This is a genomic window from Mycobacterium palustre (genome assembly GCF_002101785.1).
GTDB classification, from domain to species: domain Bacteria; phylum Actinomycetota; class Actinomycetes; order Mycobacteriales; family Mycobacteriaceae; genus Mycobacterium; species Mycobacterium palustre.
The window spans coordinates 22,708-49,136 of the sequence record NZ_LQPJ01000118.1; the positions used below are offsets into that span (position 1 = coordinate 22,708).

The 26,429-nt window shown below is 68.5% G+C and carries 24 protein-coding genes and 5 pseudogenes; 15 read left to right on the forward strand and 14 right to left on the reverse strand.

Going from position 1 to position 26,429, the window contains the following annotated elements:
• Positions 1 to 7 precede the first annotated feature (7 nt).
• The gene (locus tag AWC19_RS19045; protein ID WP_085079565.1) at positions 8 to 283 is read right to left on the reverse strand and encodes a DUF3349 domain-containing protein; all 276 of its coding nucleotides are present in this window, start codon (positions 281 to 283) and stop codon (positions 8 to 10) included.
• Between the two features lie 267 nt (positions 284 to 550).
• On the opposite strand from AWC19_RS19045, the gene AWC19_RS19050 reads away from it, so the two are divergent.
• From AWC19_RS19050 to AWC19_RS19075, 6 genes are all read left to right on the forward strand, one after another.
• The gene (locus AWC19_RS19050) at positions 551 to 1,387 is read left to right on the forward strand and encodes a DUF3097 domain-containing protein (RefSeq protein WP_085079566.1); all 837 of its coding nucleotides are present in this window, start codon (positions 551 to 553) and stop codon (positions 1,385 to 1,387) included.
• Between the two features lie 356 nt (positions 1,388 to 1,743).
• Entirely contained in the window at positions 1,744 to 2,283 is a 540-nt protein-coding gene (locus tag AWC19_RS19055) for an OsmC family protein (protein ID WP_085079567.1), read from the forward strand.
• A 12-nt stretch (positions 2,284 to 2,295) separates the two neighbouring features.
• A complete protein-coding gene (locus AWC19_RS19060) occupies positions 2,296 to 3,363 on the forward strand; it encodes an acyl-CoA dehydrogenase family protein (RefSeq protein WP_085079568.1) in 1,068 nt (355 codons plus the stop codon).
• A gap of 10 nt (positions 3,364 to 3,373) precedes the next feature.
• Positions 3,374 to 4,015: an RNA polymerase sigma factor gene (locus AWC19_RS19065; protein ID WP_085079569.1), complete on the forward strand. Its 642-nt coding sequence runs from the start codon at positions 3,374 to 3,376 to the stop codon at positions 4,013 to 4,015.
• The gene (locus tag AWC19_RS19070; protein WP_085079570.1) at positions 4,012 to 4,281 is read left to right on the forward strand and encodes a hypothetical protein; all 270 of its coding nucleotides are present in this window, start codon (positions 4,012 to 4,014) and stop codon (positions 4,279 to 4,281) included. The genes AWC19_RS19065 and AWC19_RS19070 overlap by 4 nt, the downstream gene beginning before the upstream one ends.
• Positions 4,278 to 5,192, forward strand: coding sequence for a formate/nitrite transporter family protein (locus tag AWC19_RS19075; RefSeq protein WP_085079571.1), 915 nt, complete (start codon positions 4,278 to 4,280; stop codon positions 5,190 to 5,192). The genes AWC19_RS19070 and AWC19_RS19075 overlap by 4 nt, the downstream gene beginning before the upstream one ends.
• Here AWC19_RS19075 and mhpA read toward each other — a convergent pair.
• From mhpA to AWC19_RS19090, 3 genes are read right to left on the reverse strand one after another with little or no spacing between them, the layout of a single operon-like run.
• A complete protein-coding gene (gene mhpA / locus AWC19_RS19080) occupies positions 5,189 to 6,739 on the reverse strand; it encodes a bifunctional 3-(3-hydroxy-phenyl)propionate/3-hydroxycinnamic acid hydroxylase MhpA (protein WP_085079572.1) in 1,551 nt (516 codons plus the stop codon). The two genes, AWC19_RS19075 and mhpA, sit on opposite strands and share 4 nt — an antisense overlap.
• A complete protein-coding gene (locus AWC19_RS19085) occupies positions 6,736 to 7,680 on the reverse strand; it encodes a fumarylacetoacetate hydrolase family protein (RefSeq protein ID WP_085079573.1) in 945 nt (314 codons plus the stop codon). The genes mhpA and AWC19_RS19085 overlap by 4 nt, the downstream gene beginning before the upstream one ends.
• Positions 7,677 to 8,807, reverse strand: coding sequence for a VOC family protein (locus AWC19_RS19090; protein ID WP_085079574.1), 1,131 nt, complete (start codon positions 8,805 to 8,807; stop codon positions 7,677 to 7,679). Before AWC19_RS19090 ends, AWC19_RS19085 begins: the two co-directional genes overlap by 4 nt.
• A 98-nt stretch (positions 8,808 to 8,905) precedes the next feature.
• Here AWC19_RS19090 and AWC19_RS19095 point away from each other — a divergent pair, with 98 nt between their 5' ends.
• Positions 8,906 to 9,556, forward strand: coding sequence for a TetR/AcrR family transcriptional regulator (locus AWC19_RS19095; RefSeq protein ID WP_085079575.1), 651 nt, complete (start codon positions 8,906 to 8,908; stop codon positions 9,554 to 9,556).
• Positions 9,557 to 9,590: 34 nt separating this feature from the next.
• Here AWC19_RS19095 and AWC19_RS19100 read toward each other — a convergent pair whose 3' ends face one another.
• Positions 9,591 to 10,463 carry a pyridoxamine 5'-phosphate oxidase family protein gene (locus AWC19_RS19100; RefSeq protein WP_245849140.1) on the reverse strand — a complete coding sequence of 291 codons (873 nt, stop codon included), beginning with the start codon at positions 10,461 to 10,463 and terminating at the stop codon, positions 9,591 to 9,593.
• A gap of 52 nt (positions 10,464 to 10,515) precedes the next feature.
• Positions 10,516 to 11,859, reverse strand: coding sequence for an acyltransferase family protein (locus AWC19_RS19105; RefSeq protein ID WP_085079590.1), 1,344 nt, complete (start codon positions 11,857 to 11,859; stop codon positions 10,516 to 10,518).
• Between the two features lie 33 nt (positions 11,860 to 11,892).
• Between AWC19_RS19105 and AWC19_RS19110 the strand changes: the two genes are divergently transcribed.
• Positions 11,893 to 12,864, forward strand: coding sequence for an aldo/keto reductase (locus AWC19_RS19110; protein WP_085079576.1), 972 nt, complete (start codon positions 11,893 to 11,895; stop codon positions 12,862 to 12,864).
• Positions 12,864 to 13,532: pseudogene (locus AWC19_RS19115) on the forward strand (NAD-dependent epimerase/dehydratase family protein). The gene AWC19_RS19110 and the pseudogene AWC19_RS19115 overlap by 1 nt, the downstream one beginning before the upstream one ends.
• Here the strand turns inward: AWC19_RS19115 and AWC19_RS19120 are convergent.
• Complete coding sequence (locus tag AWC19_RS19120; RefSeq protein ID WP_085079577.1) at positions 13,417 to 14,505, reverse strand: NAD-dependent epimerase/dehydratase family protein; 1,089 nt, start codon at positions 14,503 to 14,505, stop codon at positions 13,417 to 13,419. The pseudogene AWC19_RS19115 and the gene AWC19_RS19120 sit on opposite strands and share 116 nt — an antisense overlap.
• A gap of 7 nt (positions 14,506 to 14,512) precedes the next feature.
• Positions 14,513 to 15,039, reverse strand: a pseudogene (locus tag AWC19_RS19125) (nuclear transport factor 2 family protein).
• Between the two features lie 275 nt (positions 15,040 to 15,314).
• On the opposite strand from AWC19_RS19125, the gene AWC19_RS19130 reads away from it, so the two are divergent.
• The 4 genes and pseudogenes from AWC19_RS19130 (at position 15,315) to AWC19_RS19145 (ending at position 18,620) form a co-directional block, all read left to right on the forward strand.
• A complete protein-coding gene (locus tag AWC19_RS19130; protein WP_085079578.1) occupies positions 15,315 to 16,571 on the forward strand; it encodes an acyl-CoA dehydrogenase family protein in 1,257 nt (418 codons plus the stop codon).
• On the forward strand, positions 16,568 to 17,455 hold the full coding sequence (locus tag AWC19_RS19135; RefSeq protein ID WP_085079579.1) for a hypothetical protein: 888 nt from the start codon (positions 16,568 to 16,570) through the stop codon (positions 17,453 to 17,455). The genes AWC19_RS19130 and AWC19_RS19135 overlap by 4 nt, the downstream gene beginning before the upstream one ends.
• Before the next feature lie 123 nt (positions 17,456 to 17,578).
• Positions 17,579 to 17,770 (forward strand): annotated as a pseudogene (locus tag AWC19_RS19140) (DUF732 domain-containing protein); the annotation flags it as partial.
• A 67-nt stretch (positions 17,771 to 17,837) separates the two neighbouring features.
• Entirely contained in the window at positions 17,838 to 18,620 is a 783-nt protein-coding gene (locus AWC19_RS19145; protein ID WP_085079581.1) for an SDR family oxidoreductase, read from the forward strand.
• A 116-nt stretch (positions 18,621 to 18,736) separates the two neighbouring features.
• Here the strand turns inward: AWC19_RS19145 and AWC19_RS19150 are convergent, their stop codons facing one another.
• The 4 genes from AWC19_RS19150 to AWC19_RS19165 form a co-directional block, all read right to left on the reverse strand.
• Entirely contained in the window at positions 18,737 to 21,640 is a 2,904-nt protein-coding gene (locus tag AWC19_RS19150) for an MMPL/RND family transporter (protein ID WP_085079582.1), read from the reverse strand.
• Positions 21,637 to 22,071, reverse strand: a complete 435-nt coding sequence (locus AWC19_RS19155; protein WP_211284956.1) for an MmpS family transport accessory protein — start codon at positions 22,069 to 22,071, stop codon at positions 21,637 to 21,639. Before AWC19_RS19155 ends, AWC19_RS19150 begins: the two co-directional genes overlap by 4 nt.
• A 216-nt stretch (positions 22,072 to 22,287) precedes the next feature.
• Entirely contained in the window at positions 22,288 to 22,896 is a 609-nt protein-coding gene (locus tag AWC19_RS19160) for a TetR/AcrR family transcriptional regulator (protein ID WP_085079591.1), read from the reverse strand.
• Between the two features lie 58 nt (positions 22,897 to 22,954).
• Positions 22,955 to 23,878, reverse strand: a complete 924-nt coding sequence (locus AWC19_RS19165; RefSeq protein ID WP_085079584.1) for an alpha/beta hydrolase — start codon at positions 23,876 to 23,878, stop codon at positions 22,955 to 22,957.
• A 60-nt stretch (positions 23,879 to 23,938) separates the two neighbouring features.
• Between AWC19_RS19165 and AWC19_RS19170 the strand changes: the two are divergent.
• A pseudogene (locus tag AWC19_RS19170) lies at positions 23,939 to 24,754 on the forward strand (aldehyde dehydrogenase family protein); the annotation flags it as partial.
• A 165-nt stretch (positions 24,755 to 24,919) separates the two neighbouring features.
• On the opposite strand, the gene AWC19_RS19175 reads toward AWC19_RS19170, so the two are convergent.
• A complete protein-coding gene (locus tag AWC19_RS19175) occupies positions 24,920 to 25,522 on the reverse strand; it encodes a methylated-DNA--[protein]-cysteine S-methyltransferase (protein WP_085079585.1) in 603 nt (200 codons plus the stop codon).
• Positions 25,519 to 26,025: an RNA polymerase sigma factor gene (locus tag AWC19_RS19180; RefSeq protein ID WP_245849143.1), complete on the reverse strand. Its 507-nt coding sequence runs from the start codon at positions 26,023 to 26,025 to the stop codon at positions 25,519 to 25,521. Before AWC19_RS19180 ends, AWC19_RS19175 begins: the two co-directional genes overlap by 4 nt.
• Before the next feature lie 159 nt (positions 26,026 to 26,184).
• Between AWC19_RS19180 and AWC19_RS19185 the strand changes: the two are divergent.
• A pseudogene (locus AWC19_RS19185) lies at positions 26,185 to 26,352 on the forward strand (YiaA/YiaB family inner membrane protein); the annotation flags it as partial.
• Between the last annotated feature and the right edge of the window lie 77 nt (positions 26,353 to 26,429).

Below are 26,429 nucleotides of genomic sequence, written 5' to 3' on the forward strand. Positions count from 1 at the left end.
GACCTATTCACCCGCGCGCGGAACCCATCGCATCGAGGCGGCGCTTGACGCGCGCGATGTCGTCTTCGGTGGGCATTGCGTCCGTGACGCGGGTGATCGCCACGCCGACATCGACGGTGCTGATCGGCCGATGCCTTTGCATGACGAGTTCGCTTGTGATGGCGGTGATCTCGTCGCTGGACGGGCGCCGACCCGGCAGCGGGTGACCGGTGGCCGGCACGCCGCCGGCGTAGCCCGCCCGCAAAAACGCGACAATGCTTGACACCCAATGGGACAGATCCATACGTCCACCTCGCTAACCGCCACACGCTGAAAACTAGCGGTGCTTAAAACTTAGCAGTGACAACGGCAATAGCCCGGTAACACCACGGTTACGCGCCCATTTTTATTTCGAATCTTTTCGACAAAGGCATGGCTCTTTTGCGCCTTATCGGTTATTGACCGCCGCAAAATTTCTGTAACGATTATCGCCGCCCTTGCGGCGATTCCATCCCGTCCGCGCGGGCGTGCCGCAACGGTGTTCGCCGGCAAGGCTTTCTAGGATTGCCCGGTGGTGGATCGCTATGGAACCGATGTCCTGGCCGCGCGCCGGCGCAAGCCCCGCTCGACCGAGCACCCCGCCGAGCTCGGCTTGGTCGTGGAGGACGTGGAAACCGGCTACGTCGGCGCGGTGGTCCGCGTCGAATACGGCCGCGTCCAGCTGGAGGACCGGCACGGCCGCACCCGCGGTTTCCCGTTGGGCCCCGGATATCTGATCGACGGCCGCCCGGTCATACTCACCGCGCCGCGACGCGCTGCGCCTCCCGCCACGGCCAAAACGGCGTCCGGCTCCGTCGCGGTGCCCGGCGCCCGCGCCCGGGTCGCGCTCGCCAGCCGCATCTACGTCGAGGGTCGCCACGACGCCGAACTCATCGCACAGGTGTGGGGCGAGGACTTGCGCATCGAGGGGGTCGTCGTCGAGCACCTCGGTGGCATCGACGATCTGGTGGGCGTCGTGGCGGAGTTCGCGCCGGGGCCCGGGCGCCGGTTGGGCGTGCTCGTCGACCACCTGGTGGCCGGATCGAAGGAGGCGCGGATCGCCGAGGCGGTACGACGAGGACCGGGCGGGCCGCACACCCTGGTCGTCGGCCACCCGTACGTGGACATCTGGCAGGCGGTGAAACCGCAACGGCTCGGCCTGGCCGCCTGGCCGGTTGTGCCGCGGCACATGCAGTGGAAGCACGGCGCGTGCGCGGCGCTGGGCCTGCCCTACGCCGGTCAGGCGGACATCGCCCGGGCCTGGCGGCACATTCGCTCGCGGGTGCGGGACTGGAACGATCTGGAGCCGGAGCTCATCGGCCGCGTCGAGGAGCTCATCGACTTCGTGACGCAGCCGCCCGACACCTGACGCTCGCCACCGCCGCAGCGCTCGGCGGGTCGACCGGCGCCAAAAGATCCGCGGGATTTTATTCATTGAACGGACGGCTCGGCGGCCCGCGACCTGCCCGCCGAACGCGTCGCCGCACCCGATCAGCTACCGTGGCCGCCCGGCAACGGACCGACGAAGCCCACTACATCGGGCAGAGTACGTCGTGCCGAGCAACCCGTCCCGCGGCCGCGCGATCCCCGGCGGCCCCGATGTTTCAGGCAAGCCGGGCCGCCGATCCGGGCCGTGCGCCGATGCCGCCCGCCGTCACACATCGGTCGTCACGAGCACTAACTCCGTGACCACCCGAGCAACAGTGCGAAAACGGAGGAAGTTTCATGAGCAACGCGCTCGTCATCGACGCCGAGGGACTCGACCGGCTGTCCTGTAACGCCAAGGCCAACCCCGAGACCGGCAAGAAGACGCTGAAAGCCACGACGGTTTGCGAGGCGGGCTTTCGCAACATGACCTACGTGCGCGATCTGGCGCCGATGCTGGTCGGCGAACCGCCCGCGCTCCTCGGTGACGACTCGGCGCCCAACCCCTCGGAAACCGCCCTGGCCGCGCTGGGGTCCTGCATCTCGGTCGGCCTGCTGGCGAACGCCACGCACCGCGGCGTGACGCTGACCAAGATCGAGGTCGAGATGGAGGGCGACATCGACATCTCGGCCGTATGGGGCGTCGGCGACACCCCGGCCGGGAAACGGCTGGGTTTCACCGCGGTTCGGTGCAACGTCACCCTGGCCGGCGATGCCGACGACGCGACGCTGAAGGACATTCACGACACCGCGATCGCGTGGTCGCCGGTGGTGAACACGTTCCAGCGCCCGGTGCGCGTCGAGTCGAGCCTTTCCAGCCTTTCCAGCGACAAGACATGAGGAATCACTGACATGACGGCGACGATGAACCCCGCGGCCGGCCGGTTGGATCTCGAACTGCTGGAGGACATTCGGGCCCACGCCGCCGAATTGGACCGCGGCGGACACCAGTCCCGCCGCAGTTTCGCGGCCCTCGGCGCCGCCGGCCTGCTCGGCATCGGCGCCCCCGGAAACGCCGACGCCCGCCTGCCCGAAATGGCCGACGTGATCCGGCTGGTCTCCGGTGAGTGCCTGAGCACCGGATTTTCGCTGTGGGCACACCGGATTCCGGTGGAGTACTTGCTCACCGCCGCAACCCCGTTCAGCGCGGCCGCGGTCCAGCCGCTGCTCGCGGGAGCGGCGCTCGGAGTCACGGCAATGGCGGCGGCGTTCAAGGAGGCCGCGGGCTGCGGCGTCGTGGAATTGGCGGCCACCCCGGTTCCGGGCGGCTACGAGGTGTCGGGCCCGATCCGCTGGGCCAGCAACCTCTACGCCGACTCGACGATGGTCACGGCGGTGCGCACCGACGGGGGCGAAAGGCTGATCGTGGCCGTGCCGGTGGATGCGCCGGGCGTGGCCGTGGGCGACCACTTCGACCTGTTGGCGTTGGGCAGCACCGCCTCGTCGAACCTGAACCTGAACGCTGTCTACGTTCCCGGTGAGCAGGTGCTGTCGCGCGACTTCGACGGGTTCCTGCAGACGGTGCGCCCGACCTTCCTCGTCCTGCAGTCGGCCATGTGCCTGGGGCTGACGAAAACCGCCCTGCAACAGAGCAGGCTGGGGCTCGCGGGCGTCAACTCCGTCTTCGCCGCCGAGGTCGACGCGATCACGGAACGGCTGTCCTTGGCCGAGGCCACCTTGGCCCGGTTGGCCGCGGCCGTGGGCGGTCCGACGCCGCCGACAAAGAAGGAATTGCTGTCGCTGCGGCTCGACGCTGCCCAATTGTCCGGCGCGAGCACGGATTTGGAGATCCGCACCGCCGGCGGCAAGGGTTACGCGAGCCGAACCCCGGCGAGCCGGCGCTACCGCGAGGCCGCGTTCATCCCGGTCCAGTCTCCGTCGGAGGCCCAACTGCGCTGGGAGCTGTCCCGGTGCGCGTGAGCGCGGCCCGATGGTGACTCCCGTGGCGGTGCCACCCGAGGGCGCTCACTCCGAACACCTGGTCGGCGGCATTCCGCTGGCCACGCTGGTGCGCGACTTTCACCGGCCCATGGTCAGTTTCGCCCGCACCCTGGTGCATTCGGCGGCGCTGGCCGAGGACGCGGTGCAGGAGGCCTGGCTTCAGGTGCTGTGCTCGGCGGATTCGTTCGAAGGGCGTTCCTCGGTGAGCACCTGGTTGTTCGGGATCGTGAAGAACACCGCGTCGCGGCACCGGCGCCGCGAATCCCGGATCCGCGACCACGAGGTGCTGGCCGCCACGGACGCCGACGCCGCCGCCGACGCCGACGCCGATCCGCTGGCGGGCCGCATGCACCCCGCCGGGCACCCCGATGCCGGGCACTGGAGCGAGCCGCCGGCACGGCGCTTTCTGGTCGACGAGACCGTGACGAGCGAGCTGGTCGCGGCGGTGCGTGCGGCGCTGGACGCGCTGCCGCCGCGGCAACGGCAGCTGGTCATCCTGCGCGACCTGGTCGGCACGTCCGCGCAGGAGGCGGCCGAGATCCTCGAGCTCTCCGCCGAGGCGCAGCGCGCCCTGCTCTACCGCGCCCGCGGGAACCTCCGAAACGAATTGGAAAGGCGGTATCAACGATGACCGTCTACGACAACACCGTCCCCGCCATCGACTGCGTCGACTTCGTCCGCCTCGTCGACGAACTCGTCGATTCCGACCCGCAGCTGTGGGGACCGATCGTGGCCAAGCACCTCGAGGAGTGCCCGCCCTGCCTGGTCTACCTGCAACAAATGCTCGACCTCAAGATCCTGCTCAACCACGTCTTCCGCGGGGAAAGGCTCGGCGACTCGGACGTCGCGGGGGTCATCAGCGCGATCGACGACTTCAAGAAAGGCCAACACCGATGACGATAGACGCACAGGCGCCGCGCCTGGGAGGGCAACTGCCGGTGGAAGATACGCTGGTCGCCCTGCCGTCCCCGACCAGAGCCGAGCGGGCGGCGGAGGATCCGTTCGAGCCTCTCAGCGTGGGCGCCATGGTGGACCGGGTGGCCGCCATGGCGGTGGAAAAGGCCGCACACCCGTGGGCATTCTTGATGCGCTCACTGGTCGGCGGTGTGATGGTGGCCTTCGGGGCGCTGCTCGCCTTGGTGGTGAGCACCGGGGTCAAGACGCCGGGCGTCGCAAGCCTGTTGATGGGCCTGGCTTTCGGCATGTCCTTCGTGCTGATCCTGGTCTCGGGCATGTCGTTGATCACCGCCGACATGGCAGCCGGGTTTCTCGCGGTGCTCAAACGCGATATGGGCCTTGGCACGTACGCGTTTCTGGTCGGCGTCGGCCTGGCCGGCAACATCGTCGGCGCGCTGGTGTTTGTCACCGTGTGCGGCGCCGCCGGCGGCCCGTACCTGGGTGCGTTCGCCGAGCGGGCGGCAACCGTCGGCGCCGCGAAGGCCGGTCAGCCGCTGTGGACCGCGCTGTTGCTGGCCGTGGTGTGCACCTGGTTTTTGCAGACCGCGATGTGCATGTTCTTCAAGGCCCGCAGCGACGTGGCACGGATGGCGTTCGCGTTCTACGGGCCGTTCGCCTTCGTGATCGGCGGCACCCAGCACGTGATCGCCAACGTCGGATTTCTCGGTCTCCCGTTGTTGCTCAACCTGTTTCATCCCGCCGCGCCGCGCGGCGGGATCAGCTGGGGCTTCGGCGAAGACGGGTTGCTGACCAACATCGGCATCACCACGGTGGGCAACCTGATCGGCGGCACGCTGTTCGTGGCGTTGCCGTTCTGGCTCATCGCGCTCTTGCAGCGCCGCCAGGTCTAGCCGTTTTCGGGCTCGGCGGGTCGGCGCGCGGCGACGACCGCGGCCGTCCACGCGCACAGGGCGGCAAGGTCGCGCCCGGCGCGCATGACCGTCCGGTCCGGACGCACCAACGCCGCCGTGGCCCGCCCGCGGCGCAGCCACGCCTCGAGCGCGCTGCCCGGCGGGGCGACCAGCACGGCGATCCCGCGACGCTCGAGCAGCGCTGCGTCGGCGGCGGCGGGGTGGCTGGCGGTGACCATCGCGAAGCCGGTGCCCGCCGCATCGTCGAGCCGAAAGCCGTTCGGCATCAGAGCGTTCGGGCACAGCGTGCCCGCCAGCCGGTCGGAACGGCGGGATGGACACACCAGCGCCGACGCGCGCAGCGCCGGGGTGGTGGACAAGACGACCTTGTCGCGCAGGCCAGGCATCAGGCGCAGCCGGGGCAGCGCCGCGCGGCGCGCCAGATCGCCGGCGCGCCCGCCGCCCGTCATCGCCCAGCCGACCCCCAGCGCGAGCAGGATCATGTGCCGGGCGTGCGGCTTGCGTTCCCGCTCGTAGCTGTCGAGGACTCCCGCGGCCAGCGCGCCGTGACGGACGCCGGCGATCTTCCAGGCGAGGTTGGCGGCGTCCCGGATTCCCGCACCCAGGCCCTGGCCGACGAACGGGGGAGTGAGGTGCGCCGCGTCGCCGAGCAAAAAGACGTTCCCGCGCCGCCACCGGTCGGCGATCTGCGCGCGGAACGTGTACTCCGCGACGCGCAGCAGCGTCAGGTCGCCGGTTGCGACGCCGGTGATCCACGGCGCGATCAGGGGTTGCAGCGCCTCCAAAGTACCGAAGTCCTCGGCCTTTTCGCCGGCCAGCAACTGAAACTCCCACCGGTAGCGGGCCGGCCCGATACGCATGTAGGTCGCCGCGCGGACCAGATCGCACACCTGCTGCACGCCGTCCCACTGGCGCAGGTCGGCGCTGCAGGCGATGTCGACGACGAGCCAGCGTTGACGAAACCCCAAATCCCGCATGGCGGAACCGATCTGGGCGCGCACCGTGCTGTTGGCGCCGTCGCAGCCCAGCAGGTAGTCGGCGTCGACGTGATGGATCCGCCCGTCGGAGCGGTCCGTGAACGCCACGCGGAGCGTCTCGTTGCGTTCGCTCACCTCGGTGACCTCCGCACGCCCCAGCAGCCGCGCGTTCGGGTGTCGCTTGAGGTTGGCGCGCAGCAGCGCCTCGAGCTCGGGTTGGTCGAACATGTTGGCCTGCGGGAAACCGTTCGGGCTGTGCGCGGGGTCCCGGTGGAACTCGGCCAGCACCCGAAACCTGTTGTCCACCAAGCGCAGGCCCCGCGTGGGCCGCGAAATCGCCGCGAACTCGTCGGCGACGCCCAGGCGGGCGATGACACGGCAGACCTCGTCGTCGAGGTGCACCGCGCGGGGCTGCGGATACACCTCGGGCCAGCGGTCCAGTATCAGGCACTTTACGCCGCATTGCGCCAGCAGGGTGGCGGCGGTGATGCCTGTCGGTCCCGCGCCGGCGATGACGACCGGGACCCGCGCAAAGGCGTTGTCACTCACGCGAATCGGATGGCCGTCTTTTGGGTGCCGAGGTCGATGGCGCCGTCGTCGGTGGCCACGGAGGCCTCCACCACGTCACCGTCGTGCAGGTACTTGCGGTTGCGGGCCTGACTGGCGAAGAACATTTTCCACTTCATCGCCGGCGGCAACAGGTTCGCGACGAGCTGCGCCGGCTTCGGCGGGGCGCTGAGCGCGGTGCCCACCGGCGTGCCGGTCAGCACCAGGTCGCCGGCGGCGAGCTCCTGGAACTGGGTCAGCGACTGCAGCGCCTGCAGCGGGCGGTACAGCATGTCGCCGTCGACGAGGGCGTTTTGCCGCTCCTGCCCGTTGACGCTCAACCGCAGCCGCAGATCGCCGAATCGTTTGAGCTCCTCGGCGCTCAGCAGTACCAGCTCCGGACCCACCGGCGTGAACGTCGGGTAGGACTTGGCCTCGTAGAACTGGGTCTGTGGCAGCTGGATGTCGCGCGCTGAGACGTCGTTGGTGACCACCAGCCCGGCGATGAACTCCGCCAGGTTGGCATCGGAAATCGCTGTGCCGACCGGTGTTTCGCGACCGATGACGAGCCCGATCTCGACCTCGTAGTCGAGCAGCCGTACGTGCGGCGGTTTGACGATGTCGTCGAAGGGCCCGTTGATCGATGCCGAGGCCTTGCGGAAGAAGGTCAGCGGGATCGCTGCGGGGTCCATCCCCGCGTCCTTGGCGTGGGATTCGAAGTTGGTCATCTGGGCGATCACGCGGCACGGTCGCGTCACCGGCGAGGCCAACTTCAAGGTGTCGACGTCTACCGGCTCGCCCGCGGCGGCCTCGATGGCGGTGCGGTCGGCCAGCAGTGCGGCGGTGGTGGTGGCCGCGGTGTCGATCTTCACCGCGCCGTCGGGGGTCTTGCGCCACCAGGCGTGTCCCGTTTGGTTGGCGGTGCGCAGGACGGAAACGGTCATGAGGTGGGTACTTTCAGTAGGCCGACGAGGCGGTCGAGGTCGAACTCGTTGCTGGCCCGCAGCGCCGCGACCATCGAAACCAGTTCGCGGCGAGCCGATTTCAGCCCGGTGCCCAGGAAGTCGCGGGTCGCCGGGGGACCCCATTGCGCAAGCCCGGATGCGGTGAACGGAGCCCAACCGGGTTCGACGGTGTCGTCGAACATGTCGCCGTCGGCGAAGTGCTCGACCAGGAACCCGTCGGGGTCGCGCCAGTAGTCGAAGAGCTGACTGCCCTGGATGTGCCTGCCGATTCCCCACGACCTGAAATACCCGCGCTCCTTGAGGTATTCGCCGCCTGCGGCCAGCGCGTCGAGGTCGCTGACCTGGTATGCGGAGTGCACGTAGCGGTTGGCCGGGCCCAGCGCCATGGCAAGGGTGTGGTGATCGGTCGGCGTCGCGCCCCGATCGCAGCGAATGAAGCTCATCGTCGGCCCGCGGTCACGTTGGCCCGGGAAGAACATGAAGTCGCTGACGATCATCCCCAGGTTGTCCAGGTACCAGCTCAGTGTCTCGAGGTACTTCGTCGACTGCACGACCAGGTGACCGAGGCGCTGCACCCGAGCGGGCACCCGCGCGGGCCGCTGGGTCGCATTGATGCGCCGGCGGTCGCGGCCGAAGTTGAAATCGTGGGGCCGCTGGCCGGGTAGCTCGGGCAGCTCCTGCATGCCGGCCACGACGCGCACCGGCATGCCACTGGGATCGGCCAGGTCGACCGAGATGCCGCCGATGTTCTCCGGCAGCGGCCGAGTGGGCGCGCCGAACCGGTCGGCCAGGCGCAGCACGTCGACCTCGTCGCAGGCGCGGAACGCCACGCCCGCGAACCGGGTCCGAAGCCCGCGGCGCAGGATCACGCACGGTCCACCCGCCTGGGTCCCGCGCAGGTGCAACTCGTCACCGCAGCGCCGCGCCGTCTGGAAGCCGAACGCCCGCGCGAACGCCTCGGCCCGCGTCAGGTCGGGCTTGTCGAATTCCAACCACGCGATGTCGGCGACCTTGATCACCGGGTTGCGGGACCGGCCGGGGTGCTCGCCGCGGCGGGCGCCGCGTTCGCTGTGCAGGTCGCGGTGGGTGCCGCTCGCCAGGTTCAATGCCGTCTCCCAATAGAACTGACGAAATCGTCACATACGAGGTAACGTTCAGTCAAGGTGACTGACGAAATCCTCAAAAGTGAGGCATACTCGTGAGGATGAGCGCCCTGCCGGACACGGACCGGCCCAACCGCTTGGAGCGGCGCAAACGGCGCACCCGCGCCGCGCTGATCAAGGCCGCCCAGCGGTTGATCGCCGAGGGGAAGGTCAACGTTCCGATCCTGGAGATCACCCAGGCCGCCGACGTCGGGATGGGCTCGTTCTACAACCACTTCGACAGCAAGGAGGAGTTGTTCGAGGCCGCGGTCACCGACGTCTTGGACGCCCACGGGGCGATGCTGGACCGGCTGACCGAATGGATCGACGACCCCGCGGAAACGTTCGCCACGAGCTTCCGGCTCACGGGCCGGCTGTTTCGCCGCCGCCCGCAGGAATGCGAGATCCTGTTGGCCAACGGTCCGGCGCTGCTGGGGTCGGACCGCGGGCTGGCCCCGCGGGCGCTGCGCGACATCAAGGCCGGCGTCGACGCCGGCAGATTCGCGGTCGACGATCCCGAACTTGCCCTGGCGATGGCCGGCGGCGCGCTGCTGGGGCTGGGCAAGCTGTTGCGCGACGACCCCGACCGCGACGACGCCCAAGCGGCCGACACCGTCACCGAGAGCGTGTTGCGTCTGTTCGGCCTCAGCGCCCAGGAGGCGCACGACGTGTGCCAGCGTCCCCTCCCCGACGCCGCGTTCGCCGAGACCTGACGATTTCGGGTGCCGCCTCGCTGAAGATGCGGATTTATGCGGCGGCGACGGCGGCGACCGCGAATTCGACGCGGCGCCCCACGCCGCCGTCGTCGCCCGGCGCGCCCGGGTCGGTCCACCGCACCCGGGCGGTCCCGGATAGTTGGACGGTGGCGCCGGTGGCGAAATCCAGGAAAAGGAGCGCGGCCTCGTCGTCGACCGCCAGGTTGCCGAAGCTGTTGAACATGTTGTTGCCCGGATAATCCGGCCACCACAGCCGGGTGGGGGAGTCCACCCGGACAAACCCTGCCGGGCCGCCGCGGTGAGACGCGTCGCTGCCGCGGGTGGGATGGGTCGTGCCAAGAAAGAACGTGTCGGACGCCGCGATCATCGCCCGCTCGGCCCGGTCCAGGAATGTCGTGCGCCGCGCCCGCGCCGGCGGCGCGGCGAAGGCGCGGACGTCGATGCCGCGGGGGTGAATGTACTTGGGGCAGTTCCCGTATGACTGGTCGACGCGCACGGTCATCCCCGCCGGGTCGGTTCCGACCAGCGTCCCGTTGATCCGCAGCCTGCGGCGCGCGGCGAAGTCGACCGAGATCAGCCCGACCGGCTGGCCGCCGGGCATCGCGTGCAGCGGATCGCCGGCACGGGGCCTCGCCGCCACCCGCAAGACGCCGTCGTGCGCCCGCAAAAACCCCGGTGGTGCCGTCAGCGGGGACACCCACAGCAGCCCGTCGCCGTCGCGTCCGGTCAGCGCGGCGAACCGTTGTGACGCGAGAAATCCCGTGGCGCCCACGGAGAGACGGGAAACGCCGAGCATGGTCTCGAGCCGCTTGGCGTCCGCTTCGACGCCGGCTCGGCGCTGGGTTGCGAGCTCGCCCTCGTGAAATCCCGCGACCGTCAGTTCGGAGGTTCTTTCGGGCGACACATACACGGCCAACAATTCCGGCGACGCGAAGCTTCCCGCGTCTGAAAACCCCTCACCGGGGCCGGGTCGCCGGCTGCGCCGAGGGCCGGCCGGCCCCCGCGGGGCGCAGCGCCACCAGCGTCGCCCCCACGGCGAAGGCGGCCGCGGTCGGCCACGGGAAATGCCCGTCGGGCGCGAAGCCCGCGTAGGCGAAAAAGTGCAGGCCGGCCGAGGCCATCGCGGCGCCGGTCAGCATGATTACCTCGCCCCAGCCAACCGACAGGGGGATTCCCACCCTCGGCAACGGCGCCGCGAACACGCGCCGTTGCCACCACAACAGCACCAGCACGAACGCCGTCACCAGGGCGAGGGCGACGACCCATTCGAGCCGGGCCAGCCACCACGCCCCGCTTCCCTCCGGCGGTTGGGGCAGCAGGCCCGCCGGGTAGCCGACGATCGCCACGATCACGACGGGGATCATGTGCCACAGGTAGAGGGCCATCACGTTGTCGTTCGCGACGGACAGCGCCCGCTTGATCAAGCCGGCGCGCAGCACCCGGTTCAGCGGATGCGCGAGTGTCACCACCAACCCCGCCTGGGCGCAGGCGAACGCCAGCAGTGCCACGGTCGGCGGGCTGGTGTTGTCGACTGTCTGGCCGGGGACGCCGATCATGCTGACCGGATACCGGGCCAGCCAGATCAGCAGCGCCAGCGCGACGCCCGAGCCCACCGCGAGCAACGCGGCCCTGCGGCCGCCCAACGACCCTGCGCGCCAAGCGATCCCGAGTTGGTAGAGCGCCCCCCAGCACAGAAAGTAGTTCAGCCAGCCGACGTAGGGGACATGGCCGACGATCGTGGCGGCGTCCAGCGCCGCCACCCCCACCGCCAGCAAGCTCGGCACCCACAGGCCCCAATGACGTTGGGCCGCAACGGCGATCGGCGTCAACGACACCACCACCAGGTACACGGCGAGAAACCACAGGTGCATCGCCACCGCCCAGCCCGCGTATTCCAGCACCGAGCCGGGCATCCCACAGGCCTCCAGAACGACCACGACCACCGATACCAGCGCGATGTACACCGCGGTCGGCCCGAGAACCCGGGCCAGCCGGTGCCGAATCCAGGCCTCGCGCGAGAAGCCGTCGGCGCCGCGTCGATGCGCCCACGACACCGAGCCGGCGTAACCGGCCGCCAAGAAGAACACCGGAACCGCTTGGAATATCCAGGTGAGCCACTGCGTCCAGGGCAGGTCGACCAGCGGGTTCTGCCGACCGAAAGACCCATCCCGATAGGTGACCGACCCGGCAAGCCAGTGCCCCAGCACGATGAGGATGACGCCGAAGAAGCGATAGAAGTCCACCGCCAGGTTGCGGGCCGGTCGCGCGGCGTCGTGCACGAGCGCCACGGTACCCGGCATCAGGGGCCAAGTCGCCTGGCGCACAATGACCCCATGAAACAGGCCCATCTCGGCGGGCTCGAAGTGGGACGCCTCGGCCTCGGCGCGATGGGCATGTCCGTGGCCTACGCCGGCGCCGGCAGCGACGACGCCGAATCCATCCGCACGATTCACCGCGCGATCGACCTGGGCGTCACGCTGATCGACACCGCCGAGGTCTACGGGCCCTACGCCAACGAAGAACTCGTCGGCCGCGCCCTGCGGGGCCGGCGAGACCGAGTGGTGCTGGCGACCAAGTTCGGGTTGATCTCCCACACCGGCCGGGACGGACTGGACAGCAGCCCCGCCAACATCCGCATCGCCGTGGACGGCTCCCTGCGACGGCTGGGCACCGATCACATCGACCTCTACTTCCAGCACCGCCTTGACCGGCAGACGCCCATCGAGGAGACGATCGGGACGCTGGCCGAGCTCGTAACGTCGGGGAAGGTGCGCCACATCGGCCTTTCCGAAGTCGGCGTCAACACGATCCGGCGGGCCCACGCGGCGCACCCAATCACCGCCGTGCAATCCGAATACTCGCTGTGGACCCGCGATCCCGAAGACGGCGTGCTCGACGTGCTGCGCGAACTCAAGATCGGGTTCGTCGCCTACTCCCCGCTGGGCCGCGGATTTTTGACCGGCGCGATCCGCTCCACCGACGAGCTTCCCGACAGCGACTACCGCAAGACCAACCCCCGCTTCTTCGACGAGAACTTCCAGCACAACCTCGACAGCGCCGACGAGCTGCGCGCCATCGCCGACGACATCGGTGCCACCCCGGCACAGGTCGCGCTGGCGTGGCTGCTCGCGAAAGGCCCCGACATCGTGCCTATTCCGGGGACCAAGCGCGTCGCTCGGCTTCAGGAGAACGCCGCCGCCGACGCCATCGAGCTCACCGCCGAGCAGCTGGCGCGGCTGGACCGGCTCACCCCGCCCGTCGGGGGCCACCACGCCGAGGCGCAACTGGGCTGGATCGACCGCTAGTGGCCGTCAAGAAGAAGCTGGTGATCGGGGCCAGCGGTTTCCTCGGTTCGCACGTCACCCGGCAGCTCGCCGATTTGGGCACCGATGTGCGAGTGATGTTGCGCCGCACCAGCTCCACGCGCGGGATCGACGAGCTCGATGTCGAGCGCTGTGATGGGGACGCCTTCGACGACGCCGCGTTGCCGGCGGCCATGACCGGTTGCACGTCGTGTATTACTGCGTAGTCGACGCCCGGATGTGGCTGCGGGACCCGACGCCGCTGTTTCGGACCAACGTCGAAGGGCTGCGGCACGTCCTCGACGCGGCGAATGCTTCTCGCCGCACAGCGCGGCCGAACCGGTGAGCGCTACGTCGTCTCCGACCGGTACATGAGCGTCCGCGAGCTGCACGAGATCGCGGCCGCCGCCGTGGGCCGGCGGCCACTGCGCATCGGCATCCCGATGCCGGCGCTGCGCGCGGGCGCGCGGGTCAACGACCTGTCGGCCCGGCTGCTGCGCCGCGACCCGTCGAAGGCTCGATTCGCAAGGCCGCAGCCTTTTTCGCCTCGCGACGCTAGTCCGCCGCGGCCAGCGCCGCGGGACCGTATTTCCTTTCGATCAGCGTCCACGGATCGGCGTAGCGGCCCCGCCCCTCCGCTCGGCGCTGCAGCTTCAGCACCGCGCGCATGATCGGTCGCAACAGCGGGCCCAGCACGCGGAGCACCGGACGCAGGTGCGCCTGCGATGCGGCGATCCAGGCCACCGTCTCGTCCCAGTCGTGCTCTTGAAAGTCAAGCAGCGCTTGCGATTCGGTGGTGTCGAACCACCCCGTGAAGCTCCAGCCGCGATCGTCGCCGGGGTCACCCGGCAGGCTCGCCGACGGTCCGAGGCGACCCAGGCCGAGGCCGGCCATCACGTCGTCCTCGAGGTCGCGCTGCAGCTTGACGTAGGTTTCGTTGCCGCCGACGAGCAGGACCTTGCCGGCGATCGCGGCCGCGCGGTCGACGGCGTTGGCGAACGCCAGCGCCACGTCCCGCGCGTCCACCGCGTGGATGCGGTTGTCGCCGGGCATCGAGCGCATCAGCAGCAAGTAGTCGGCGTTGAAGTTCGCCTGGGTGTCGGGCGAAATGATCCCGCCCAATCGCAACAGCGCAAAGGGCAGGCCGCTGGCGCGGATCGCCTGCTCGGCAAGCACTTTGTCTTCGCCGTACTGGTCGATGGGCCGCACGGGGGTTTCCGGGGTGATCCGCTCCGGGTGGCGGTACGGGTTGCGCGACCCGTAGACGGCGGCGCTGGATGCCATCACGAAAAACGGCGGGCGCGGCAGTTCGGTGGCCGCGGACAGCAGGTTTTCGGTGCCGCCCACGTTTACGCGCCGGGCCAGACCCGGGTTTCGATACGACGGCGGTGAGACGATGGCGGCCAAATGAATGATCGCCTCGGGCCGATGGGCGACGACGACGTCGCGCACGGCATCGGCATCCAACAGATCGACATAGGCCGGAATCAGCCGCTCGGAGCGCAGCTCTTGCTGGGCGGCAACGGTTTTGTCGGTACGGAGGTCCATCGCGACGACGGTTCGTCCCCGCTCCAGCAGGAGCTGCGTGCACCGCTTGCCGACCTGGCCGAACGCGCCGGTGATCAAGATGGTGGCTACGGTCATCGGTGCCTCACCGCTCCAAGAACCGGGTGGCGAGCTTGCCGGCAACCCGCCGGATGCGCTTGGAGATGTAGAGCGAGCACACCGGCGTGACGATGTCCTCGCGCAGCCGGGTTAGCTTGGAGCTCTTGATGAGCCACTGGCCGGCGACGTTCTCGTAGGTCTCGTGATAGTGGCCGTACCCGACCAGGGTCACCCCGGGCCCGAACCGGACGACGTCTTGCAGGGCCCACACGCCGCGCGCCGTGGTCGCCGACGTCAGTTCGATCTCGGGCGCGTGCACCTGGTGGGCCGTGGCCTGTGCCGCCCGATTCCCCTGCGGGTGAACGCGACGAAGTCGTCGGCGCCGATGATCAGCTTGCCGCCGGCCTCGGAGGTGTCGCTGACGAAGTCGTCGGTGAAAAGCGCTCGCCAGGCCGCCCAGTCCTTGGTGTCGAGGTATCGGCAGTAGCGGGCCTTGAGCCGCTTGATGGCCTCGACGGCTAGCAGCGTGGCGGCGTCGTCGCAGCCGACCAGCTCGCGCGCGGGCTCGGTCATCACCGCTCGATTCTCGCGTGACACTTCACGCCGAAACTGTAACTCGTCACCCTTGAAGTAGACGATCCGGTGAATCGTGGCCGGCAGCGCACCGGCGCGGGCCCGCCATGTTGGCCCACTCCGGACGGGTCCTGCCGCGCCTGGTGTCGGCGGCGGGGGTGGGGGGGTTCGGCCTGTACAGCCGCCCACCGGTGCTGTACAGTCGCCCAGCACGAGTTCGACCTTCGGACAGCGAGGCAATCGGCGATGACGCGCAGCGGAATTCGGGGCCGCCGGTGACTGCTCAGTCGGTCGAGACCGTGGCGGATTTCCGCGACCGGGCCCGCGCCTGGTTGGCGGCGAACCTGCCGCGGCTCGACTCCGGGAACGCCATGCCCCTCCAGCGCGACGACATCGCGTCCTGGCGGCGCGCCCGGGAACTGCAAAAGAAGTTGTACGACGGCGGATTCGCCGGAATCTGCTTTCCGCGTGAGTACGGCGGGCTCGGGCTGGGCTACGAGTACAAGAAGGCTTTCGACGCCGAGGCGCAGGCCTACGAGATGCCGCTGCTGCTCAACGTGCCGTCGTTCGCCATCTGCTGCGCGACCATCCTCGACATGGGCAGCGAGGAACAAAAGCGCCGCCACATCCGGGCCGCCCTGCGGGGCGAGGAAGTGCTCGTCCAGCTGCTGTCCGAACCCAGCGGCGGCTCGGACCTCGCCGGGGTGATCACCCGTGCCGACCGGCGCGGCGGACGGTGGATCATCAACGGCGCCAAGACATGGAGCACCTGGGCGTTCGCCGCCGACTATGGATTGTGCCTGGCCCGAACCGACTGGGACGCACCCAAACACAACGGCCTGACCATGTTTCTGCTGCCGCTGCGGCACCGCGGCGTGACGATCAACCGGATCCGGCAGGTCAACGGCTCGGTCGAGTTCTGCGAAGAGTTCTTCGACGACGTCGACGTGGGCGACGACGCGGTCGTCGGCGAACCCGGCAAGGGCTGGGACGTGGCCTCCCGGCAGCTCTACCACGAGCGCCGCACCATGGGCGACGGCTCGGAGTACACCAGCGGACCGGGTATCGCTGAGGCGCAAGACATTTCGATCGACCTGATCGCGTTGGTGGACAGCACCGGTCAAGGTGCGAGCGAACGAGTCCGGGAAATGGTCGGCCGCGCCCTGGTCCATCGGGCGGTGCACGGGCAGCTCAGCGAGCACGTCTACCACGCGGTGGCCAGCGGATCGCTGCCGCCTGCGGCGGGATCGATCATCCGGCTGGGCATGGCCGAGGTGCACGACGTCGAGACCGACGCCGCATACGCCGTCGCCGGCCCGGCGGGCGTGGTTGAGAACGACGCGGGGCTGCTCGGCGTCGGCACGCGCTACCTCGGCCGGCAGATCGCCAGCATCGGCGGCGGGACGACCGAGATGGCGCGCAACGTGATCGGCGAGCGGGTCCTGAACTTTCCCCGTGAGTACGCCGCCGACCGCGGCGTACCGTTCAACCGGGTGCGTCGAAACAGAGCGGAAGAGGGTGGCCGCGGGTGAGCGAAAAGCTGCGTGACATAAGGGAGTTGGCCAAGGACGCCGACGCCTACCGCGACGAGCTGTTCCGACGCTGGACCGGGCTGCTCAGCTACCGCTACATCGGCCGCAATCATTCGTCGATGAATCTCGGCGAGGCCGATGACACCGTCGTCATCCGCCGCGACATGCGCAACGAGGCGGGCGGCATCATGGTGGCGCCGCTGGCGATCGCGTCGCCGGAAGGATGCCAGACCGACATGGTCGCGGTGCCCAATCCCGTCATCGCGTCGGTGCAGATCGTCGACCCCGGCCACGACGTCAGCAGGGTCGAGATCGTCGGTTCGGGCATCGTGCACCAGGGCCGCACCATGGGCTACGGGCGGTGCACGATCGTCGACGCCGACAACCCGGACCGGGTCATCGCGTTCAACGAGGGCCAGGGGGCGATCATCGGTATCCCTCCGGAAGGCCTTGACCGGATGGACGTTTCGGGCACCGAGCTGGTGATCGAGGACTCCGCGGACCTGCCGCCGCTGTGGCAAGCCTTCGGTGCCAGCAAGCGCGCCGACGGCCATTGGGTGCTGCCCGCGCTGAGCGCCGAACTCGCCTCACCCGACGCCGCGTTGCACATCGGACCCCAGCACGTCGTCCTGGAGACCGCGGCCACGGACCTGGCCGCGGCGGTTGCGGGAACCCGCAAGCTGCAGGTGATCAGCTGGCACGTCATGTTCATGTCCCGCGGCAAGGTAGGACCCTTCCGGGTGGAGGGCAGTGCGCACCTCGCCGGTCCGCGGGGTGGGACCGGACGCGTCGGCGTGCGCATGCTTTTGCACGACGAGGGCAACGCGGACAAGGCCGTCACGTCCGCCGCGGCGATCTTCGACGTCGCGAAAAACCAAAAGTGAGCGGCGGGTTGACTTTTCGTGTCGCCAATTCGAAAACGCCGCGGACAAAGGCCTTTCATCGTTTAACCCCCGCGACCCCATGTCGATGGGGGTTGGGCCCACCGCGCCACCCTCGGTAGCCCGGGGTTGACGGTGCGGGCGGCGCACGTGATGTGCCAAGACCTCGACGCCGGTTACACCGAGAAGGACGAGTCGGACCAGCTGACCGGGGCGCGTCGACTCAATCCGGCGCAGGCCCAGATGTTCGTCGCCGCGGCCACCGCGGATTACTGCCCGCAATACCATCCCGCGAGCAAGCCGCGCGGCAGCAAGTAAGCCCTGTTCATCCATCTGCCGCGTATGTATCGTGCTAACGACCTACGGGCACGATGGGAGAGCAGCGGTGGCGGAACGGTTGGCGGGCAAGGTCGCGCTGGTTAGCGGCGGTGCGCGGGGGATGGGTGCCTCGCACGTGCGGGCGATGGTGGCCGAGGGAGCCAAGGTCGTGTTCGGCGACATCCTCGACGACGAGGGCGAAGCGGTGGCGGCCGAGGTCGGCGACCCCGCCCGGTACCTGCACCTCGACGTCACCAAGCCCGAGGACTGGGACGCGGCCGTCGCCACCGCGCTCGCGGAGTTCGGCCGCATCGACGTGCTGGTGAACAACGCCGGCATCATCAACATCGGCACGCTGGAGGACTACGCCCTCTCGGAATGGCAGCGCATCCTCGACATCAACCTGACCGGGGTTTTTCTCGGCATCCGCGCCGTGGTGAAGCCGATGAAGGAAGCCGGCCGGGGCTCGATCATCAACATCTCGTCGATCGAGGGCATGGCCGGCACGATCGCCTGCCACGGTTACACCGCAACCAAATTCGGCGTCCGGGGATTGACGAAGTCGGCGGCGCTGGAGCTCGGTCCGAGCGGGATCCGGGTGAACTCGATCCACCCGGGGCTCATCAAGACGCCGATGACCAGCTGGGTGCCCGAGGACATCTTCCAAAGCGCTTTGGGCCGCGCCGCCGAACCGCAGGAGGTCTCCAACCTGGTCGTGTACCTGGCCAGCGACGAGTCCAGCTACTCGACCGGCTCGGAGTTCGTCGTGGACGGCGGCACCACCGCCGGCCTGGCGCACAAGGACTTCTCCGCGGTCGACGTCGACCAGCAACCCGAGTGGGTCACCTGATCCCTAGGCACCATCTTCTAGGCGCCAGACGCCGAGACTGCGTGCAGCGCTACAAAATCGCCGACGAACACGCGTTGTGCGCAGGTTCGAAGCACACCAGCGGGCTCTCGACGGCGTCAGGGCACGGCCGCCGCCAGTGACTCCCGCTTCTCGGCCGGCGTGGGCCACGGCGAGGGCACCGGGCGTTGCCGCACCCGTTGCGGCCACCAGAACCACTTGCCCAGCAGCGCGGCGATCGACGGGGTCATCAACGACCGCACGACCAGGGTGTCGAAGAGCAGGCCCAGGCCGATGGTGGTGCCGACCTGACCGATCACGATCAGCTGGCTGACCGCCATCGTCATCATCGTGAACGCGAACACCAGCCCCGCCGACGTGACCACGGATCCGGTGCCACCCATCGCCCGGATGATGCCGGTGTTGAGGCCCGCGTGGATCTCTTCCTTGAACCGCGACACCAGCAGCAGGTTGTAGTCGGCACCCACCGCGAGCAGGATGATGACCGACATCGCCAGCACCATCCAGTGCAGTTCGATGCCGATGATGTGCTGCCAGATCAGCACGGACAGCCCGAAGGACGCGCCCAGCGAGATCAACACGGTGCCCACGATCACCGCCGATGCCACGACGCTTCGCGTGATGATCAGCATGATGATGAAAATCAGGCACAGCGAGGCGATCCCGGCGATCAGCAGGTCGTAGTTGCTGCCGTCCTGCATGTCCTTGTAGGTGGCCGCGGTGCCCCCGAGGTAAATCGTGGAGCCCTCCAGCGGTGTGCCCTTGAGCGCTTCGTAGGTCGCCTTCTTGATCGCGTCGATATGCGAAATGCCTTCCGGCGTCATCGGATCACCGTCGTGGCTGATGATGAACCGCACCGCGTGACCGTCGGGCGGCAGGAAGTTTTTCATGCCCTTCTTGAACTCGGGGTTGTTGAACGTTTCCGGCGGCAGGTAGAACGAGTCGTCGTTCTTGGACGCGTCGAACGCCTTGCCCATCGCGCTGGCGTTCTTCTGGGCCTCGTTCTGCTGATCCTGCAGACCCTTTTGGGTCGAATACATCGTCAGCATCGTCGTTTTCATGGATTTCATGTTTTCGATCATCGACGGCATCAGCGCCACCATCTGGGGCATCAGCGCGTCGAGGTGATCCATGACGGGCAGCAGGCTCTGGATGTCGTCGGTCATCGTGTCGACGCCGTCGAGGGCGTCGAACACCGACCGCAGCGACCAGCACACCGGGATGTCGTAGCAGTGCTTCTCCCAGTAGAAGTAGCTGCGGATGGGCCGGAAGAAGTCCTCGAAATCGGCCATGTGGTCGCGTAGTTCCTGGACGTCGATGGTCATCTCGTGCATCTTCTTGACCATGACGTGCATGCTGTCGGCCATCTGGGTGGTGATGCTCTGCATCTTTTCCATGCTGTCGATGGTCGTCTGCATCATGTCGGCCTGCTTGAGCATGTCGGCCATCTGATCCTGCTGGTACTTCTGATTCATCTGCTGGCTGACGCCCTGCATGCTGATCTGGAACGGGATCGAGGTGTGCTCGATCGGCGTGCCCTGCGGGCGGGTGATGGCCTGCACGCGTCCGATTCCCGGCACCCGGAAGATCGCCTTGGCAACCTTGTCGATCACCAGGAAGTCCGCGGAATTGCGCAGATCGTGATCGCTTTCGATCATCAACAACTCGGGATTCATCCGCGCCTTCGAGAAGTGCCGGTCGGCGGCCGCGTAGCCCTCGTTGGCCGGCAGGTCCGCGGGCAGGTACCGGCGGTCGTTGTAGTTGGTCCGGTACCCGGGCAGGGTCAACAGACCGACGAGCGCGATCGCGATCGTCATGATCAGGATGGGGCCTGGCCATCGGACCACGGCGGCGCCGATCTTGCGCCAACCGCGGATGCGCTGGGCGCGCCTGGGCTCGAGCGTCCGGCCGAACCGGGAGGCCACCGAGATCACCGCGGGCCCCAGTGTCAACGCCGCGCCCACCACGACCACCATGCCGATGGCCAACGGGATCCCCAGCGTCTGGAAGTACGGCAGGTTGGTGAAGTGCAGGCAGAACGTCGCGCCCGCAATTGTCATGCCCGACCCGAGGACGACGTGCGCGGTGCCGCCGAACATGGTGTAGTAGGCGTCTTCTCGCGATTCGCCCACCGCGCGGGCCTCCTGATATCGGCCGATCAGGAAGATCGCATAGTCGGTGGCGGCCGCGATCGCCAGCGTGACCAACAGGTTCGTGGCGAAGGTGGAGAGGCCGATGATGTTGTAGTAGCCGAGGAAGGCGACCGCGCCGCGGGCGGCCGACAACTCGAGCACCACCATCACCAGCGTCAGCAGCACCGTGACGATCGAGCGGTACACCATCAGCAGCATCGCGATGATCACGATGAACGTGACGGTGGTGATCACCTGCAGGCTGCGGTCACCGGCCAGGTGCTGATCGGCTTGCAGCGCGGCGGGTCCGGTGACGTAGGTCTTGACCTCGTTGGGCGGGGGCACGCTCTTGACGATCTTCTGGACGGCCTCCACCGACTCGTTGGCCAGCGCCTCGCCCTGGTTACCGGCGAGGTAGACCTGGACGTAGGCGGCCTTGCCGTCGTTGCTTTGGACGCCGGCCCCGCTGAGTGGGTCGCTCCACATGTCCTGGACGTGCTCGACGTGCTTGGTGTCCGCGTCGAGCTTTTTGACGATCTGGTCGTAGTAGGCGTGGGCGTCGGCGCCGAGCGGATTTTGACCCTCCAGCACGATCATCACCGAGCTGTTGGACTTGTACTCGCCGAACACCTCGCCCACGTGCTTGGTCGCGATGACCGATTGGGCGTCGTCGGGGCTCATCGAAACCGAGCGCATCTGGCCGACCGTGTCCAGCTGCGGCACAATCACATTGAGCACGGCGATGAGCGCGATCCAGCCGATGACGATCGGCACCGCGAACGTGCGGATGAATCGCGGTAGCGCCGGCCGCGCCGCGTGCTTGGCGATCGGCAGGGCGTCGGTGCGGGCGTCGTCGTAGCTTGCGCTCATGCGGATTTCACCAAGCAAAAGGTCAGGGCGTGCACGCCGTTAGTTATGTTCTCGTCCTTGACTTCGTCATCGACGGTGATGCGGCAACCGAGACGGTCGCCGTCGCTTTGCGCCGAGAGGTTGGGAAACACCGACGGGGCGGTCGTGCTGAGGACCAGTGTCCAGGGCAGGGGCGCATTGTCGACCCGCTTCGGGTCGGCGGACAGGTCCAGGTAGTTGACGTTGGCGTGGCTCGCCGAGCCGAAGACCTCGTACTTGACCACCTTGGGCTTGAACGGCTTGGAGTCGTCTAGCCGCGAGCTCCGCAACGGCCCCGCGTTCTCCACGACGAAGAACGACTTGATCCGCACCACGGCGAAGCCGCCGACCACCACCACCGCCACGATCAGCAGCGGCAGCCACGCATTGCGCACGACCTTCGATAGCTGCACCTACGTGGAGTCCTTTCCTCGCGGGTGGTCGCCGCAACTCCGTTGCGCGCCAATGCGTTCGGGAATCGTGGTTACCCACACGTATGCGAAGGTCGGGCGCCGGGCTGCCTGCCGGTGTGCCACCGAGCCCCCGTCCGGTCCCACCAGGGCATGATACACCGGCTGCACAGATTGCACTCAATGCAATAAAGTGATGTAGCTAACTGTTTAGGTCGTCTACTTGGCAAAGACGCTGTTGACAAGCGCGGCGGCGCTTTCGACGTACGGCATCGGCGTGTCGTCGCGATCCTTCGGATTGCCACTGGCCCAGCGTTCGATGCCGGAACGCACCGCCGTCAATGCCAGCGCGGCGATCAACGCAGGTATCTCGTCCTCGGGCCGCATGGCTTGGCGGCGGGCAACGATATCGGTCAGCTGATTCTGGAACCGTTCCAGCTCGGCCAAAAACGCCGCCAAGACCGCGGGGCTGCTCTTGGCGAGTTCGAGCATGGCGGCGGCCTGTTCGCGGCGCGGAGGAGTGTCACGCAGGTGGTGGGCTGCCAGCGAGATCAGCTCGGCCAGCACCACCCGGTACGGGGCTGGCCCGGCCGCGACGAAATCCTTTGCCAGCTCGGGTGACAGGTCGGAGGGGCCGTAGGCGATCGCCGACTCTTTGGTGGGAAAGTAGTTGAAGAACGTGCGCGTCGAGATTCCCGCCTCGACACAGATCGCATCGATGGTCACCTTGTCGAAGCCGCGTTCCTGGGCCAGCCGCACCGCGGCGTCGCGAATGTCCGCGCTGGTCTGCCGGCGCCGCCGTTCGCGAAGACCCGACTGCTTGATCATGCCATCCATAGTTGCATGAAACGCAAACATTGCAGTGAACACGGGGGGCGCTGGGCGTTCACCGCTCGGCGAGCGCCTCCCGCAGATGGGCGCATTGACTGGCGAAGAACTTCACCGAAACAGGGGCCTTCTCCGCGATCTGGTCGAACGCGTGGAATGCGCCGGGGACGATTTCCTCATGCACGGCCACACCCGCCTCGCGAAGCCGCCGCGCGTATTCCAGGCACTCACGATGGAACAGGTCCAAGGTTCCCACCCCGATCCACGCCGGGGCCAGCCCCGTCAGGTCCTCCCGGCGCGCCGGCGCGGCCTCTCGCGGATCCGCTCCGTTGAGATACCACCGCCAGGCGAGCTGGTTGTCGCTGTCGGTCCACATGATTCGTTTGCGCCCGTCGCCGTTCGCGCCCGTGCGGTCGTCGAGCATCGGATACACGAGCATCTGGAAGGCAAGGTCGATTTCCTTGCGATCGTGCGCCCGCTGGGCCACCGCCGCCGCGAAATGCCCACCGGCGCTTGCCCCGCCGACCGCCACGCGGGCCGGGTTTACCCATGACCGGCCGGCGAGCCACCGTAGCGCGGCATAACAGTCCTCGACCGGTGTCGGGTAGGGGTGTTCCGGCGCCAGCCGGTGGTCTACCGCCGCGACCGCCACACCGGTGAGGAAGGAAAGCTTGCGCAGGAACTTGTCGTCCTGGGCGGCGTGACCCATGATCGTGCCGCCGCCGTGGATCCACAACATCGCCGGCGCCCGCGGGGGAAGGCCGGCCGGGCGATGCAGCCGAACGGTGACGTGCTCGTTGACCGCGGCGACCGGCACGTTGCGGAGGCGGCCGCCGTTGCCCATCAGGTTCATCAGCGCGCGCTGGACCTTGTAGCCGCGGTGCAGAGCATATCCGCGCGGCAGGAATCGGGCCGCCTTGCGCAGCCCGGGATCCAGCACTTGCCGCGAGGTAAACGCGTTGTCCGCGAATGTTCTTGCCATGGCGTGCTTTCTGCTCCCTGCGCTGGCCCACGCTGACCATACCGGACGCGAACGCTGCCGATGGGCATTCACCGACCGATTCGACCCTTCCTGAAGAGGGTAAACGGGGTCGTGCCTTCGTCCCTGGCCAAAATCATTAACGTCCTCGATCCCCGCACCGGCGACGCCGTCGCGCAGGTTCCCGTCGCCGAACCGTCGGACTGTGACGAAGCCGTCCGGCGCGCCGCGAAAGCCGCCGGCGCCTGGGCCCGCACGCCGCCCGCCGAGCGGGCCGCCGCACTCGCCGCCGCCGCGGACGACGTCCGCGCCGCCGCCGACGAGCTGGCCGAGCTCAACGAACGGGAGACCGGCAAACTGTGCGACGACGCGCGTGGTGGTGTGGACGCCGGAGTCGGCACCCTGCTGCAGTACGCGCAGCTAGGACCGCTGCACCGTGGCCACTCCTTGCAGGGCGGCTGGTCGGCCACGGATCTGATGGTTCCCCAACCACGCGGCGTGGTCGCGGTGCTGACGCCGTGGAACGATCCCGTCGCGGTGGCCGCCGGGCTGCTGGGCGCGGCGCTGGTGACCGGCAACACCGTGGTGCATAAACCCAGTGAGCGCTGCCCGCAGACCGGTCGGCGGTTCGCCGAGCTGATCGGTGCCCACCTGCCCGATGGCGCGCTGGAGATCGTCGACGGCGACGCGGACCCCGGGTGGGCGGCCGGGCAGACCGCGCTGGGTGCCTTCGCCAACGCCGGGCAGATCTGTGTGTCGGTGGAACGCGTCTACGTGGTGCGGCCGATCGCCGAGGCCTTCGTCGACGCGCTGGTCGACGAGGCGGCGTCGTGGTCCGACCGGATCGGACCGCTGGTCGACGAGCGCCACCGGGAGCATGTCCACGCCCACGTCGGGGACGCGAGGCGGCGGGGCGTCAGAGCCGCGCGGGGCCAGCGGCACCGGCTTCGGGTTCGGTCCCGAGCTGCTCGACGAGATGACCGCGACGAAGGTGGTGCACTGGTCGCCGTTGCCGTCGCGCGCCGGCGCTCGTTGAGATGCGCGTCACGAGGCGCGCTCCAGGTCGAGCAGGACGCGCTTGGCGGCGGGCCCGCCGCGGTAGGACCCCGCGGTCCCGTCGGAACGGATCACCCGGTGGCACGGCACGAAGATCGGGATCGGGTTGGTGGCGCAGGCGGTGCCGACGGCGCGCACGGCCTTGGGGGAGCCGGACAGCCGGGCCAGCGTGGCGTAGCTGGCGGTCGCGCCGTAGCCCACGCCGGCGTTGAGTTGTTCTAGCACGGCGCGTCGAAACCCTTGCGACAGCGACCAATCCAGGGCGATGTCGAAGCGGCGGCGGCGCCCGGCGAGGTACTCGTCGAGCTGACGCACGATCGGATCCAGCCGCGCCGGGGCTTCCAGCACCCGCGGGCTGACGCGCTCGGCGAGGCTTTGCAGCACGCCGGCGTGGTCCTCGTTGCCGAACGCCACCCGCAGCAAACCGCGCGGAGTCGCCGCCAGCAGGAGCGGACCGACAACGGAATCGACTGTGCGATAAGCGATGTCGAGTAGGTCACCGTCCAGGGCTGCCCGCTCCAGGCGGGCGTGCAGGCGACGCAGGTGATCCTGGTCGACGGGGTAGTGCCGGGTGAGGTCGGGGGTGGTCATCGGTGGCTCCTAGCGCTGTCGACGAGGGGGTAGGTGCGTCGAAGGGTGGCGATCCCGTCGGCGGCGGCGCGCCGGGCGGCCGCGACGGTGCTGTCGAGGATCACCGCGATCTCCGCATAGGGCAGTCCGCCCAGATAGTGGTAGGCCACGGCCTGGCGCTGCTTGGGCGGCAGCGCGCCGACCGCGGCGTCGAGGTCCAAGTCGCGGGCATCGGCGCGCTGCGGTGCGGCGGCCTCGGGGGGATCGGCGACGGGGACGGCCCGTCGTGACGCGGCGCGGGTGATGTCGATGGCCTTGCGGTGCGCGATCGTGACCAGCCACGCCTCGACGTTGGCGCCGGCGGGCAGTTGCGGATAGGCCTGCAGCGCGGCCAAAAACGTATCCGACCAGGCGTCGTCGGCGTCCGCGTGGCCGACCACGGCACGAACCACCCGCCACACCGCGGCGCCGTGACGCGTCACCACGGCCTCGAACGGCGGCTTGACGGGCTTGCCCACATTCACTACGAGTCACCGATGCGTTCGGATAGGCATTGGAGTTCCTTGTGCAGAAGGTAAACGACCTTTATCGGGAAGACGCCCGGGCGTCACAAAACGTGAGATGCGCGGGATCTGAGTAGTTCTACGGATTTGGCGGACGCGGGCCCGCCGCATGCTGGTTGCATGAACCTCCCCAACAACATTTCGAAGAACACCGCCGCCTTTTTCGTTCAGGCCGCCGTCGCGTTCGGCGTCAGCTTCCTTTCCGCCCTCGGCGGGATCTTCTACCTCCCGCTTGACCCCTGGCAGCGGCTGTTCCTCGGGATCACCGTTCTGTTCCTGGTCTCTAGCTGTACCCGGCCATAACGTTGGTTACAGGCGGCTGATGGGTGGTAGGCCGCTGAGTGCGCTGTGGCGGCGTTGAGTGT